Annotated in this window: 11 protein-coding genes, 2 tRNA genes and 1 riboswitch; of the genes, 4 read left to right on the forward strand and 9 right to left on the reverse strand. The window is 44.0% G+C overall.

Annotation, left to right across the window (positions count from 1 at the left end; all coding sequences use genetic code 11):
* Positions 1–20: 20 nt before the first annotated feature.
* From RF007C_RS09305 to RF007C_RS09345, 9 genes are all read right to left on the reverse strand, one after another.
* On the reverse strand, positions 21–1025 hold the full coding sequence (locus RF007C_RS09305; protein ID WP_037299315.1) for a sensor histidine kinase: 1005 nt from the start codon (positions 1023–1025) through the stop codon (positions 21–23).
* 2 nt (positions 1026–1027) lie between these two features.
* Complete coding sequence (locus RF007C_RS09310; protein ID WP_019678816.1) at positions 1028–1696, reverse strand: response regulator transcription factor; 669 nt, start codon at positions 1694–1696, stop codon at positions 1028–1030.
* Positions 1697–1800: 104 nt separating this feature from the next.
* Entirely contained in the window at positions 1801–2019 is a 219-nt protein-coding gene (locus tag RF007C_RS09315; RefSeq protein ID WP_037299316.1) for a hypothetical protein, read from the reverse strand.
* Positions 2020–2090: 71 nt separating this feature from the next.
* Positions 2091–3023 carry a DMT family transporter gene (locus RF007C_RS09320; RefSeq protein ID WP_037299318.1) on the reverse strand — a complete coding sequence of 311 codons (933 nt, stop codon included), beginning with the start codon at positions 3021–3023 and terminating at the stop codon, positions 2091–2093.
* The gene (locus RF007C_RS09325) at positions 3023–4129 is read right to left on the reverse strand and encodes an ABC transporter ATP-binding protein (protein ID WP_037299319.1); all 1107 of its coding nucleotides are present in this window, start codon (positions 4127–4129) and stop codon (positions 3023–3025) included. Before RF007C_RS09325 ends, RF007C_RS09320 begins: the two co-directional genes overlap by 1 nt.
* Entirely contained in the window at positions 4122–5144 is a 1023-nt protein-coding gene (locus tag RF007C_RS09330; protein ID WP_037299321.1) for a FecCD family ABC transporter permease, read from the reverse strand. The genes RF007C_RS09325 and RF007C_RS09330 overlap by 8 nt, the downstream gene beginning before the upstream one ends.
* Before the next feature lie 2 nt (positions 5145–5146).
* A complete protein-coding gene (locus tag RF007C_RS09335; protein ID WP_037299322.1) occupies positions 5147–6265 on the reverse strand; it encodes an ABC transporter substrate-binding protein in 1119 nt (372 codons plus the stop codon).
* 1 nt (position 6266) lies between these two features.
* A complete protein-coding gene (locus RF007C_RS09340) occupies positions 6267–7181 on the reverse strand; it encodes a hypothetical protein (RefSeq protein WP_037299324.1) in 915 nt (304 codons plus the stop codon).
* 51 nt (positions 7182–7232) lie between these two features.
* Complete coding sequence (locus RF007C_RS09345) at positions 7233–8261, reverse strand: sirohydrochlorin cobaltochelatase (RefSeq protein WP_037299325.1); 1029 nt, start codon at positions 8259–8261, stop codon at positions 7233–7235.
* A 129-nt stretch (positions 8262–8390) separates the two neighbouring features.
* A riboswitch (cobalamin riboswitch) is annotated at positions 8391–8600 on the reverse strand.
* Positions 8601–8835: 235 nt separating this feature from the next.
* On the opposite strand from RF007C_RS09345, the gene RF007C_RS09350 reads away from it, so the two are divergent.
* From RF007C_RS09350 to RF007C_RS09365, 4 genes are all read left to right on the forward strand, one after another.
* On the forward strand, positions 8836–11589 hold the full coding sequence (locus RF007C_RS09350; RefSeq protein WP_037299327.1) for an RICIN domain-containing protein: 2754 nt from the start codon (positions 8836–8838) through the stop codon (positions 11587–11589).
* Between the two features lie 161 nt (positions 11590–11750).
* Positions 11751–14111, forward strand: a complete 2361-nt coding sequence (locus tag RF007C_RS09355) for a clostripain-related cysteine peptidase (protein ID WP_037299329.1) — start codon at positions 11751–11753, stop codon at positions 14109–14111.
* Positions 14112–14227: 116 nt separating this feature from the next.
* Positions 14228–14304: transfer RNA gene (locus RF007C_RS09360), tRNA-Pro, on the forward strand.
* A gap of 43 nt (positions 14305–14347) precedes the next feature.
* Positions 14348–14431, forward strand: a tRNA-Leu gene (locus RF007C_RS09365).
* Positions 14432–14470: the final 39 nt, after the last annotated feature.

A 14470-nucleotide genomic window follows, 5' to 3' on the forward strand; every position in this document is an offset into this window, starting at 1 on the left:
AAAGGCAGGATCAACCTGCCTTATACCGCACCTTTATAAAATCTGACAGTAAAGACTGCCCCGCCGTTCTGGCCGTTTTCAGCTTTAACTGTACCATTCTGCTCCGTAACAATCATTCTTGCCAGAGCAAGTCCGATGCCGAAGCCGCTCTTTTCACCTGAATCCGCGCCTTTGTAGAAACGTTCGAAAATATGGGGAAGATCTTCTTCGGAAATACCGCTTCCGCTGTCGGTTATAATTATCTCGGAATAAAGAGGATTACATGAGCCGCTGACAGTTATGGTTCCTCCGTCCGGAGTATGCTCCATACAGTTTTTAACAATATTTCCTATTGCCTCACAGCTCCACGCAATATCACAGCTGAATTCGCCGTCGGAAACGAGTATAAGCTCCTGTCCGTGGAGCTCTATGGGCACACGCACAGGCATACAGGCTTTTTCAAGCAGCTCCTTCATAGTCACGTCCTCTCTGTGGAATCTGACCGTGCCTGCGTCAAGCTTGGACATTTTAAGTAGAGTGGTTATCAGCCAGTCAATGCGTGAAAGGAGTCCGTATAGCTTATGGATCGTCTGTTCACGCTTTTCATAAGTCATATCAGGATCCGAAAGCATCGAAACAAGAATATTAATAGATGTGAGCGGAGTCCTGATCTGATGAGATATATCCGCAAGAAGATCAGCAAGAAAGATCTTGTCCTGTGTAAGCTTATACTGCTGTTCTCGCAGCCTGACCGTCATTTTGTGCACCTCACTCTGAAGCACGCCAAGATCACCTTCATTATAGTTTTCGAGATTTATATTCTCTTCTCCGTGAAGGATCTTGTCAATATCGGCGGAAAGCTTTTTTATCTCTCTGTATTTTATATAGGAAGGTACTATATGCAAAATAATAAATAAAGCACAAAGCACCAGTACAGGCAGAACAAGCTCTCTGTAAAATAAATATGTACATAAAGCCGCAACACATGAAATAAAGCTCATCAGCATAAGCGATATATACATTTCTCTATTTCTGAGCAGCTTCATGATCAATCCACCCTGTATCCAAGGCCTCTTACGGTCTTGATTATATTAGGACTTGCTGGATCGTCCTCTATCTTCTCACGAAGGCGCTTTATATATACCGTAAGCGTATTATCGTTTACAAATTCGCCTGCAATATCCCAAATAGACTCGAGCAGCTTTGTTCTCGTCATCACTGCGCCTCTGTTATTGATGAAAACAAGAAGAAGCCTGTATTCAAGTGCCGAAAGGAAAAGATCCTTGCCGTTCTTGCTTGCAGTACCCTTGACTGTATCAACGGTAACGTCTCCCAGCTGTGTGACAGAACCAGTACTGCCTGTAAGTCTTAAAATATTTTTTATCCTTGAAACAAGCTCTCTCGGGCGGAAAGGCTTGGCTATATAATCGTCTGCACCGAGATCAAATCCAGTAACTGTACTGAATTCGTCTCCCGAAGCAGTAAGAAAAATAACAGGTATACAGGTATTCGCCTTTATTGCGGAACAGACTGCAAATCCGTTTCCCTCAGCAAGAGAAACATCAAGCAGTACAAGGTCAAATGTATCATTTTCGATAAGCTCAAGCGCCTTTGTTTGACCATTGGCATTCTTTACACTGAAGCCCTCGGCAGTAAGAAATTCCGTAAGATTTGCAATTATCTCTTTATCATCTTCTACAAGCAATATTCTGTTCAATTATTTTCAGCTCCATTCAATGTTTCTCGTACATTATATAATAGCACATAAACTGATAAAATGCAACGAAAAAAATAAAGAGCAGTTCAATGAACTGCTTTTTATCAATTAAAAGTTATAATAAACCTTTTATCTGCCTTTGACTCGGCAGGCTTCTTTTCCGCCGTAGTCGTCTCACGAGCTTCAGAATCCGCAGGCGAAACATATAATACCGAACCATGCTCATCATTGCTGTTGTCCTGTATAGTAATAGCATCTGTGCCGCAAGCGGTCACGATTGCAGCTACTCCTGCAATTAAAAGAAATACGGCAATTTTCTTCATACCTATACCCCCAGATAATTTATATCACTATTATAATAATCGACAATTCTTAAACGAACCTTAAATTAGTCTTAAAAAACACGATTTTTTCTTGGAAAATTTACAATTATTATACCTGCAGCTACAAGAATCAATGCAGCCGTTACCTTAATAGGTCCTGCTGCGCTTCTCTCGGAAAGCAGGACAAATGAGAGTATAACCCCGAAAACCGGGTTCATAAAGCCGAAAACAGACACAGTAGATACCGGATTATGCTTGAGCAGAGTGCTCCATATCGAAAAAGCTGCTGCAGAAACTATTGCAAGATATATAAGCATAAATACTCCGGAAGGATTTACAACAGGCATACAGCCTCCTAAGGCAGCTCCGAAAGCAGTCATCCCCACCCCGCCAAATATAAACTGCCATCCGCTCAGCATAACAGGATCCTCTTTTGCTGAAAAACGTTTTGTCAGTGCAGCGGAAAAGGCATAGGACAGCGCAGAAAGAAAAACAAAGCCTTCACCTGTTATACGGAAACCGCCGCCGATTCCTCCGAGATTAATAAGGACAACTCCGGAAAAACCAACGATACAACCGGCTATCTTGCGCACCGTTAGCTTCTCAGTCCTGAAAACAAGAGAAGCAACGATGATCGACAAAAACACATTTGAAGCTGTTATGACTGAACTTTTCATGCCTGTACTTCTGGCAAGTCCGATATAAAAGAAGGTATATTGCAGCACAGTCTGGAAAAGAGAAAGGGCAAAAACCTTTGTCAGTGAAGTTTTTTTAGGTAAAAGCGGCCTGCCGGCTACAAGGCTGCCTATTATAACAGCAAATATGCCAGCCAAAGTAAATCTGAGTCCGGCATAGAATATCTGGGAATATGTATCAGCCGAACTTATCTGTGAATAGCCGTAACCAAGCTTTATACATGGAAAAGCACTCCCCCACAGAAGACAGCATAGTAATGTAAGCGGCAGGACAACCGTTTTTTTAGTCAATAAAGACTTTTCACTCATCAGGTCTCTCCTTTTTCAAGTATACAAAGCTTTTTTGCTTCTTCAAGAAGCCTTCTGCAGCCATCATTCATTGTACCGAAATGACTGATTGCACATATGACACTGCGGCATGAACCCATAATTTCAATTGCTTTTCTGACATTAGCCTCCGAAACAGGTTCAAATGCCCTTTCTGTTATAACATCTGCAGCAAGAGCCGCTGCAACAGGATACTCTATATCATTTTCATGAATAATTCCAGCTGTAAAGGGTATTCCCCAACGCCGAAGTTTTCTATATACCGATATCCCGCTTCCTCCGCCTCCGATTACAAATACTTCCGGCTTGCCCTCAAGCTTTTCAAGCTCCGAGGAGCCGTAGGCTTCACAGAAGCTGCTCTCTGAAACTCCGTAAAGCCTGCTTATATAGCCTCCCGAAAAAATCTCCTCGGGAGTTCCGTATCTGTCAGGAGAATTTTCTCTGATACAAAGTATATTATCAGATACTCGCTGTGCAAGCTCCAGTTCATGAAGAGACATGATAACAGCAACGTTTTTTTCTGCTACAAGGCGCTTCAGCAGAGTCATCAGGCTGAGTTTATACCTTATATCGAGGAATGTGGTCGGTTCGTCCAGAATAAGTATCTCGGGCTCGCGGCATATGGCTCCTGCCAGAAGCACTCTCTGACGCTGTCCGTCACTTATACTGTCGAAATCACAGTCAGCAAGTCCGGCGACTCCCACAATTGCCATTGCCTCGTCGGCTTTTTTTCTGTCATCAGATGAAAGAATGCCAAGCTTGCCGGTATATGGGTATCGTCCCATTTCCACTACATCGCGGCAGCGCATGAACTCAGTCTTTACCCTGCCGGTCAGAAGCACAGATACAGATTTGGCCAGCGTATCCACCTTCAGTTCATCAAGTCTGTTTTTTCCGATATATACAGCTCCGCCGAGAGGTTCCAGCTGGCGGCATATCGTTTTGAGAACAGTTGATTTGCCGGCTCCGTTTGGACCGATAAGAGTAAGTATCTTTCCACGTTCAGCAGAAATATCAATACCGCTCAAAATGATCCTCTTGCCGTAGCCCACAGATAGTTTTTCTGTATTAAGTATGATCTCAGCCATTAACGCTCCTCCCCTCTCTTCCGAGAAGCATATATATTACTACAGGAGCTCCGAATACAGCAGTAACCGTGCTTATACTCAGTTCTGTCGGTGCAAACAGCGTCCTCGTTATAAGATCGCAAAGCAGACAAAATATGGCTCCGCCAAGAAAGCAGGCAGGAAGAATACGTATCGGCTTCGCGGTTCTGAAAAAGCTCTTGATAATATGCGGAACTGCCACGCCGACAAAGGAAACAGGTCCTGCAAAGGCTGTAACACAGGCTGAAAGAACGCTTGACAGAATTATCAGAGACGCTCTGAAGGCTCGGATATGAACGCCTGAACTTGCCGCATAGCTTTCACCAAGCTGATAAGCATTCATAGGCTTTGACAGAAGAAAAGCGCATATACAGGCAGGAAATACAACTGCAGCTGCTGTCAGCACGTCACCGCGGCCAATGCCCGAAAAGCTTCCCATGGACCAGTTATGTAAATTAACAATATTAGAATCATCTGACAGATTCACAACCAGCTCTGTGATCGACGAGCAGATATAACCTATCATAACTCCGCAGACTATAAGTACCGACATACGTCTTACCTTGCCGGAAATAAGAAGGATAAGCGCCATTGAAGCCATAGAACCGATAAATGCAGCAAATATCATTCCAAACGAACTCACAGCAAAGCCTCGTGAAAGCGAAAACACCATTAGCAGTGCGACCATGAGCTTCGCTCCCGAGGATATACCGAGTATGTATGGTCCTGCTATGGGATTTGCGAAGAAATTCTGGAGCAGAAAGCCTGATACAGCCAGTGCTCCGCCCAGTATAATCGCCGCAGCTGTTCTGGGAAGCCTAAGCTCTGTTATTATCTTATAAGCTACCCTATCGGATTCAGGCGATCTTACAGCATTCCAGAGTCTTGATGGTGATATATCCGCACTGCCTGCGCAGATATTTAAAACAACAAGAACAATAAGAAGTGCTGTAAGTACAGAATAGCCGCATATAATCCGAACTCGCTGTGATCTCATAGTTAAGCCTCCAGACGATAAATGTATTTCATTTTGGTATCTGCTTTCCCTGTAAGAATGCTATGCAGCTCTTCTATCATGTCAGCCGCGCCAGTGGTCTGCTGGAACATATTCTTTTCGGTACACCATACTTCTCCGTTTTTTACTGCCTTGAAATCGCTGAGAAAAGGGTATTTGTCAATAAGCACCTTAAGATCCCCAACTGTTCCTGTAATATCCGAATTATAAATAAGTATATCTGCATCCCATGCTTTTTCACAGAAGGTCTCCGACTGTATTGTCATAGTAGAAAGAGCGTTTTCATCTGTTCCCAGGTCATCAGCGGTAAAAATGTATTCTCCCCCTGCCATTCGTATCATTTCGGGAACATAGTCGGCAGGCTTGCGTATGACCACTCCACCTGCCGAATTGATATAGAAAAAAGCAACTGTTCTGTCAGTTATTTCATCGGAAAGAATGTCGGCGATCTGCTGTGTCTTTTCATCAAACAGCTTCTGTGCTTGCTCCTCATAGCCGAAGATCAGTCCGTAAAGCTTGACCCACTCCATTCTTCCGAGAGGATCAGTCTCGTAGCTGGATCTTTCCACAAGAACAGGTATGCCAAGTGCTTCAAGCTGCTCTCTTACCTCCGGACTGTGATAGATCATCGTTGATTCAATGGCCAGACCGCATTCTTCCTCAAGAAGAGCTTCATAGTCGGGAGCACTGTATTTTCCTATATAAGTTAGTTTGTCGCCGTCAATGGCATTTCTTATATTTGGAAGACACCAGTCATCATATTTTGTGGAAGTCATTACAACTTTATCAAGTGCTCCCACTGAATCTATAAGATCCATAGCAGATGAGGCTGCATTATACACATTTTTAACAGGCTGACGTATTATCACAGCTCCGTCAGTTTTTTCGGGTATATCTGCTTTTTCCGGAACAATTACATAACTGTCATCTCCGATAGTTACATAAGTGCAGCCATCAGAATCGTATTCTGCCGTAAACTGCTTTGCATAACTTAGTTCAAGCTTTTTCCTTACATGGCTTTCATAGCCTGTATCAGCTTTTTTTCCTGCACAGCACGTAAACAGAATAAATACAGAAGCTGCTGCGAATAATCGTTTCAGCATATCACTTTATTGAAGAAAAGTCAAAATACAGCGTATAGCTTATCTCATGCGGAGTGCTCATGGCTGTTGTATCCGCAGAAACACTCAATTTATAGTCAAAATAAGCAACAGGGATATCAAATACAGAAAATTCTTCCGTGCTCGAAGGAAGTATCTTCTCACCGTCTACAATCATATAATCATATTTATTGCTGCTCCATATGATCTCTGCGGTTGCCTTTCCATCCTTTACGGTCAGCTTTGCAGGTGACTGAACGGATGCTTTTCCTGAGCCTCCTTCAAGAATAACATCAACGGTATACTCACCATCTGTAATGCCGATATCTTCAACTTTCTTTAAAGCACCGTCAGCAAGAGCCTCAACAGGAAGTGAATCAGCTCTGAAAACCAGCTTTCTGTCATACCATTGCTGCTTTCTCTTGCTGAAAGCAGCACAGTCAATCTCCTTATCAAGTGCTTCAACAGGGACGGTGAACTTAACCTTTCCGTCAGAATCCTCTGACTTTATATAATCCGCCTCATCTGCCTTCTGTGCATCGTCGCCTGTACCCATATAAAGATACTCATAGCCTGTGCCGCTCATAATCATCTCGGCAGTCATCTTTCCGTCAGATACATTAAGTCTGCACTCTGTAATCTTGAACATAGTGGAGCTGGAATCCACAGATATATCATACTCTCCGTCATTTATACCGTCAGCACCGACAGCTGTCATGCCATCATATCCAACCTTCTGCTGCGGAGCAGTAACCTGTTCGGTAGTTTCTTCTGCGGTAGCTGCCTCTGTTGCAGTTTCGCTTGGAGCTTGTGTTACTGCCTCTGTCTCAGAAAAAACGGAACTTCCGTTATCCGAGCACGAAAACATTGATATTGCGGAAATAAGTACAGCCGTAACAAAAATAATTGTTTTTTTCATATTATCATCCTTTACAGAAGCAGCCGACACAAGGTCGGCTGCATATTATTTTCAGTTGAGTGAATCGATCGCATTCTGTGCATGCTCAATGTAGAGCTTGCGGATCTCTTCGTTTTCGCCAAGTCCTCTGAGCAGACACTTTACTTCATAGCCTTCGGCCTCGAATACCGACTTCCATGAATCCTCTTCATCGCCTGCCATATCATTGTTTGCATGATCACCTGCAACTACCATAAGGGGCTCAAGTATAACTCGCTTGTAATTGCCTTCCTTTACCTTTGCAAGAACATCTTCAACAGAGGGCGAAGCTTCGACTGTACCAACATAGTAATTTGCAAAACCGTCCTTTGTAAGGAGATCCTGCATCTTCTGGTATACAGCATTTGAATCAGCTTCTGTACCGTGTCCCATGAAACAGATAGCTGTCTCACCGTCGTCATACTCCGAAGTCCAGTCTGTTACAGCCTTTTCAACTCTTGCAAAATCATCATCACTTGTGAGAAGAGGCTCACCGATAACCACCTTATCAAATGCGTCGGAGTATTCAGCAATCTTTCCTGTAAGCTCATCATACTCTAATCCGTTCATAAGATGAGTAGGCTGAACAACAAGATTCTTGACGCCGTTATCAACAGCACGCTTAAGTGAAGCGTCAAGATCATCAATGAGAATACCATCACGATTGTTTACGTGATTGATAATTATATTTGCAGTAAATCCACGGCGAACGGAATACTCAGGGAAAGCCTTTTCCAGAGCATCCTCGATAGCCCCGATAGTAAGTCGGCGGCTGTCATTGAAGCTTGTACCGAAACTTACGACAAGCAGCTCATTTTCGCCTATTCCGTCCTGATTGCGGACATTATCGAGCGAAGCGTCGCCTGTTTCGTAGTTTTCATCATCTGCTTCCTCTTCAGCCTCAGTAGTCTCTGCTTTTGTTGTTTCGGCTTCTGTATCAGCCTCAACTGTTGTAGCCTCTGTTGCCTTCTCGGGACTGCTGTCCTTCTTCTCGCTTCCGCATGAAGCGAAGCAAGCTGCTGTCAGTGTGATTGCAGAAATAGCTGCGATTAACTTTTTCATATTTTCCTCCTGTTTTTCAGGAGACATAGGTCGTGCGCAAAAAATACCTTCCGCAAGGCAGAAGGCATGACAAAAAGCTCTTTCTCAAGAGCGAACGGTACGATCAATGCCTCGTGATCCTGGGACTATGCCCTGTACCAATAAGCGGCAGGTCTCCTGACTTCTGCCCAATAGCACATTTCTCCGCCTTCCCGCCTGAGCAGTGACTGCACCTTTTACGGCACATGGATAATGCTGGACAATTACAGTGACGAGATCGTACAGGCCTTTCACCTGTTTCCCTTTTACCCTTCTGCACCGCTCATCGCAGTAGAAGGCACCGTTTATCTTATAAATGTTTATGAATACCTGTACATTATATCACAGTTCTCCCCTGTTTTCCAATAGTTTGCCGAAAAATCGGAATATTCAACAAAATAGATCTGTTTTTTACATATATTTATGTTTAACAGTCGTTATACCCGTTAAAATAATATGTAATATTAAAGATACATTTCTGCACTGTCCTATCATTGACAAAGCTCTTTTATAATTGGTATAATTAATGCAAGGATAACCCGAAGGAGGAAATGATATGAAACTAAAGAAGATTATAGCCTCAGCCATTTCATGCTGTCTGATGCTTTCATCACTTGCAATGACGCCTTCATCTGCCGCAGGAGATCGTGTTTCTGTCCATGATCCGTCAATAGTCAAGGATAAAGATACTTATTATGTTTTCGGTTCTCATATAGAAGCTGCAAGATCCGCCGATCTTTGCAGCTGGAAACGTTTCTCCAACGGATATGCTACTGCCAATAATGTCGAATTCGGCAATCTGTCGCAAAACCTGAAAAAAGCTTTCGACTGGGCAGGAGAAGACCTTGAAGACTGCGCAGGAGGATTTGCTGTATGGGCTCCCGATGTAGTCTGGGACGCAGATTATATAAACAGCGACGGTAGCAGAGGCGCCTATCTTATGTACTTCTGTACCTCTTCGACATATATGCGCTCCGTTATAGCCTTTGCGGTATCTAAGAATATCGAAGGCCCCTATATATTTGGCGATACACTTATATACTCAGGGTTCACCAATAATGACGCCTATGTTAAAAGCAACACCAAAAATGTAAATAAAAAATACACTTCAACCAATATAGATGAACTTATTTCCGCAGGTCAGGTCACATTTAACAACAGCTGGTTCAAGAACAACGACTTCAATAACCAACTCTTTCCCAACGCCATAGATCCAACCATATATTATGGAGCAGACGGCAGGATGTATATGTGCTACGGTTCATGGTCGGGCGGTATATTCACCCTTGAGATAGATCCAGCGACCGGAAAATGTATACATCCAAAATCCGGTCAGACATCCGACGGAAGAATGGTCGACAGCTATTTCGGTACAAAGATCTCAGGCGGCTATGGAAAATCTGGAGAAGGACCTTTCATCGAATATAATAAGGATACAGGCTATTACTATTTGTGGGTGACCTACGGAGGGCTCACTTCAACAGGCGGATATAATATGCGTGTTTTCCGTTCAACATCTCCCATCGGCCCGTTCACAGACCCTGCCGGCAGGCAGGCTGTCCTGCCTGCCAATCCTGATCTCGACTCAAGAGGCCTCAAAGTAATGGGAAATTATAAGTTCAGCTCACTGAACAAGGCATATATGGCCTGCGGCCATAATTCCGTTCTCCGTGACGATAACGGCAAATGGTATCTCGTATACCACACACGATTTGACGACGGTGCCGAATTCCATGAGGTGCGTGTACACTCAATGTACTTCAATGAAAAAGGCTGGCCGGTTGTTGCTCCCTTTGAGTATGCAAAAGACGATATTTCAGAACGAGGCTATGAAGAAAACAGTATAATCGGAGAATATGAATTCATCAACCATGGAAGCTCCACAGACGGCAAGATCATAAACTATACAACTGTAAAACTCAATGCCGACGGTACCGTCAGCGGCAACGTTAACGGCAGATGGTCTCAGGCAAAAGACAGCTCTGCAGCTGAGATCACTATAAACGGACAGGAGTATTACGGATATTTCCTTGCCGCCAAAGATGAAACAGGCAAAAATGTCATGTCCTTCACAGCGGTCGGAAGCAATAATCAGACCATATGGGGTTCTCAGACCAAACAGTTCACAGGAAATATAAGGAGCGGAGGTGCAGACTTTACTGACAGAAACTCTCAGCTCATAATAAAAGCTGAAACTGTTTCCGGCTCGGGCTCTAACACTTATCTCAGCAATACAGAGCTGCTCAGCGGTGCTGCATATTATATCGTCAATCAGAACAGTTCAATGGCAATAGATCTTCCAAATGGTAAGCTCGGCGAAGGCACCAATATCCAGCAATGGGAACAAAATGACAGCTGGGCACAGCAGTGGCGCATAATATCTGTTGACAGAGACTATTGCAGGATAGTTTCAATAGGCGATGAGTCCATGTGTATTGCCGTTGCGGAAAACTCATCGGCGGACGGCGTAAACATCGAGCTCCAGAAATATAGCGGCACTGATAATCAGCTTTTCAAAATAGTAAAATGTGGTATTGACTATGGTATAGTTTCAAAATGTTCAAAGGGCAAAAGCGGACTTGATGTATACGATTGGTCAGTTGATAACGGCGGCAATATCAATCAGTGGAACTACTGGGAGGGTGGCTGCCAGCTATGGAGCATTACTCCCGTTCATCCTATCATCACCGAAGGAAGTTACACTGTACGCAATGTCAGCAGCGGCCTTTTTATGTTCAGCATGAATGACAGGATAGTACAGTCCGACTTCAAAAAAATGGAATTTGATCAGAATCCCGATGGGTTAAGGCCCAAATATTCGGTTAATGATCAGATTTGGAGCTTCACAAGACTAACAGACGGAAAATACATTATAAGAAATCAGCAAGACAAGGCTTTAACATTCAACGATAGCCTTGATCTCGAATTATCCGATTACAGCGGATCCAATGAACAAAAATTCAACATTGTATGCAATAAGGACGGAAGCTACTCCATAACAAATGGCAGTAACTGTGCAGACATTCCCAACGGCAGCACAAAGTATAACGAAGCGCTCTGCATAGCTCCGTTTACAGGTGCCGACAGCCAGAAATTCGTGCTTGAACCTGCTATTCCCGAAGAATGCAGTTATACCGAAGGAGATATAAACAATGACGGAGAATTATCCGTTGCAGATCTTATTTTGCTCCAGAAATACCTCCTGAAAGCTGAATCATTTATCAACAATGAAGCAGCCGATCTTAATGAAGACGGTATCATAGATGTTTTTGACAATATCCGACTCAGAAAGCTTCTTATAAACAAATGACAGGATACAGTGCAGCCGCATTTTTTTACATACGGCTGCACATATTTTATACCTTATCTTTAATTTGTAACCGTTTTTAACTTGACATTCTATGTGAAAGTGTGTAAAATATACTTAAACAGGATTTGTCCTGATAAAGAGAAAATAATACGGAGGTTAATATGGATCCTAATCAGAACAGACCGCAGGGCAGACGTAAGAATGTCACATCAGGCGGCAGTGGAGCACATAGACGAGGCGAAGGCCTCGGCACAGGTCCCGTTGGTTCAGGCAGCTATTCAGGAGGCCAGACAGGCGGAGGCGGCGGAGCAAAAAGAGCAGCTGCCGGAGGCGGCGGACTCATCACTCTGCTTATTATCGGTTTTATTATTTTTAAACTGATGAGCGGAAGCGGCGGAGGCGGAGATCTTCTTGGTTCGCTCACAGGCGGCAGCGGCGGAACAGATATCGGTTCTGTACCTTCGGGCTTCGGCTTCAGCACAGAAGATACTGCTCAGGGAGACCTGACCAGTGATGCAGCTGTTGATACAAACGTTGCCACAGGTTCGCGTGAAAAAAGAACCATTATCAAAGGCAATAACCAGGATGTTATTACACTGATGGTATATATGTGCGGTACCGACCTTGAATCAAAGTACGGTATGGCTTCCTCTGATATGGAGGAAATGAGATCAGCTTCCTTCGGCGACAACGTTAATGTTATTGTATTCACAGGCGGCTGCTCAAAGTGGAAGCTCAGCGGTATCAGCAACAAGGTAAACCAGATCTATCAGATAAAGAACGGTCAGATAGTACGACTCGTTGAAGATGCCGGAAGCAAGGCCATGACAGATTCTAACAATCTGGCTTCATTTATACAGTTCTGTGCAAAGAATTTCCCTGCTAACAGGAACGAACTCATCCTCTGGGATCACGGCGGCGGATCGGTAACCGGTTACGGTTACGACGAAAAGAACAAGAGCAGCGGTTCCATGAGCCTCGCCGGCATAAAGCAGGCTCTCAAGAGCGGCGGCGTTCAGTTCGACTTCATCGGCTTTGACGCATGCCTTATGGCAACAGCTGAAACAGCTCTTATGCTTAATGATTACGCAGACTACCTCATCGCATCAGAGGAAACAGAGCCCGGTATCGGTTGGTACTACACAAACTGGCTCACAAGTCTCGGCAAGAACACTTCTATGCCTACTCTCGACATCGGCAAGAACATAGTTGATGATTTCGTTAGAGAGTGCGGCAAAAAGTGCAGAGGTCAGAAGACAACTCTTTCTGTGATCGATCTTGCCGAATTCTCAAATACAGTTCCTGCAAAGCTTTCATCCTTCGCAAAATCGGTAAGCACAAAGATTTCAAATGATGAGTACAAAGACATTTCCAATGCAAGATACTCTACAAGAGAATTTGCCGAGAGTACACGCATAGATCAGGTCGATCTCGTTAATCTGGCTGAAAACATCGGTACTCCCGAGGCAAAGGAACTCGCTGAAGCTCTCAGAGGCGCAGTAAAGTATAATCTTACTTCCTCAAATATGACAAACGCATACGGCGTTTCAATTTATTTCCCGTACCAGCGTACTTCTTACGTTGACTCTGCCTGCAATACATACGACAAGATCGGTATGGATTCTGAGTACTCAAAGTGTATCAAGCAGTTTGCAAAGCTTGAAACAGGCGGTCAGATCGCAGCAGGCGGCACAGGCTCTGCTCTTGGTTCACTTTTTGGTCTCGGCGGCTCATCAAGCTCGTCGGGCAGCTCTGATATGATCGGTTCCCTTCTCTCCAGCTTCCTCGGAGGCGGCGGAAGAAGCATCGACGGTCTTGATAGCTCAAATATTGACTTCATGAAGGATACCGACGTCGATAATACCGCAAATTACCTTTCTACCCACTATTTCGACGCTTCCAAGCTCACATGGGACGAAAAGAACGGCAAATACACCATGACTCTCGAAGACTCTCAGTGGGAAATGGTACACAAACTCGACCTCAATATGTTCTACGACGACGGTTCGGGATATATTGATCTCGGCCTTGATAACATCTTCACTTTTGATGATCACGGAAATCTTGTAGCAGACACCGATAAGAACTGGCTCTCGATCAACGGAAACGTTGTTGCATACTATCATACAGATACTACCAACAACGGTACAGAACAGATCATCAGAGGCTATGTTCCTGCTCTCCTCAACGGCGAAAGAGTTAATCTCATAATCGTTTTCGATGATTCTCACCCTGACGGATATATCGCAGGTGCTTCAACAGATTATGTAGGTGGTGAAACCCAGACAGTAGCCAAGAACCTGACTGAACTCAATCCCGGAGATAAGCTTGACTTTATATGCGATTACTACACATATGATATGGAGTATCAGGACAGCTACTTTATCGGCGACCAGATTACTGTTACTGACAATATGACTATCAGCAACACTGATGTAGGCAGCGGCGCCTGCCATATCCTTTATCGTTTCTCGGATATATACAATCAGGATTACTGGTCAGAGCCAATTGTTATTAAATAATACTCAGGAGCAGCCTTTGGGCTGCTCTTCTTTTATAGTAAAAAAATAAAAATAATTAGGTGTAAAATATTTACGCTTGACTTTTCTTCCCATTTGTTGTATAATATTAATGCTGTCGAGGTGTGGCTCAGTTTGGTAGAGTACTACGTTCGGGACGTAGGGGCCGCAGGTTCAAATCCTGTCACCTCGACCAGATAAGACGGTATATCCGTTAAGGTATACCGTCTTTTATAAACGCCGCTGTGGTGGAATTGGCAGACACAAGGGACTTAAAATCCCTCGGTAGCAATATCGTACCGGTTCAAGTCCGGTCAGCGGCACTTAAAAAGGGACTTCATTATGAAGTCCCTTTGATTTTT

It is taken from the genome of Ruminococcus flavefaciens 007c, from assembly GCF_000571935.1.
Lineage (GTDB): Bacteria > Bacillota > Clostridia > Oscillospirales > Ruminococcaceae > Ruminococcus > Ruminococcus flavefaciens_F.

What these genes read in the sequence shown, in the direction of transcription:
- RF007C_RS09330 (WP_037299321.1), bottom strand. Translation starts at nt 5,144, where the DNA reads ATGAGATCACAGCGAGTTCGGATTATATGCGGCTATTCTGTACTTACA.
- RF007C_RS09345 (WP_037299325.1), bottom strand. Translation starts at nt 8,261, where the DNA reads ATGAAAAAGTTAATCGCAGCTATTTCTGCAATCACACTGACAGCAGCT.
- RF007C_RS09335 (WP_037299322.1), bottom strand. Translation starts at nt 6,265, where the DNA reads ATGCTGAAACGATTATTCGCAGCAGCTTCTGTATTTATTCTGTTTACG.
- RF007C_RS09355 (WP_037299329.1), top strand. Translation starts at nt 11,751, where the DNA reads ATGGATCCTAATCAGAACAGACCGCAGGGCAGACGTAAGAATGTCACA.
- RF007C_RS09305 (WP_037299315.1), bottom strand. Translation starts at nt 1,025, where the DNA reads ATGAAGCTGCTCAGAAATAGAGAAATGTATATATCGCTTATGCTGATG.
- RF007C_RS09325 (WP_037299319.1), bottom strand. Translation starts at nt 4,129, where the DNA reads ATGGCTGAGATCATACTTAATACAGAAAAACTATCTGTGGGCTACGGC.
- RF007C_RS09340 (WP_037299324.1), bottom strand. Translation starts at nt 7,181, where the DNA reads ATGAAAAAAACAATTATTTTTGTTACGGCTGTACTTATTTCCGCAATA.
- RF007C_RS09350 (WP_037299327.1), top strand. Translation starts at nt 8,836, where the DNA reads ATGAAACTAAAGAAGATTATAGCCTCAGCCATTTCATGCTGTCTGATG.
- RF007C_RS09315 (WP_037299316.1), bottom strand. Translation starts at nt 2,019, where the DNA reads ATGAAGAAAATTGCCGTATTTCTTTTAATTGCAGGAGTAGCTGCAATC.
- RF007C_RS09320 (WP_037299318.1), bottom strand. Translation starts at nt 3,023, where the DNA reads ATGAGTGAAAAGTCTTTATTGACTAAAAAAACGGTTGTCCTGCCGCTT.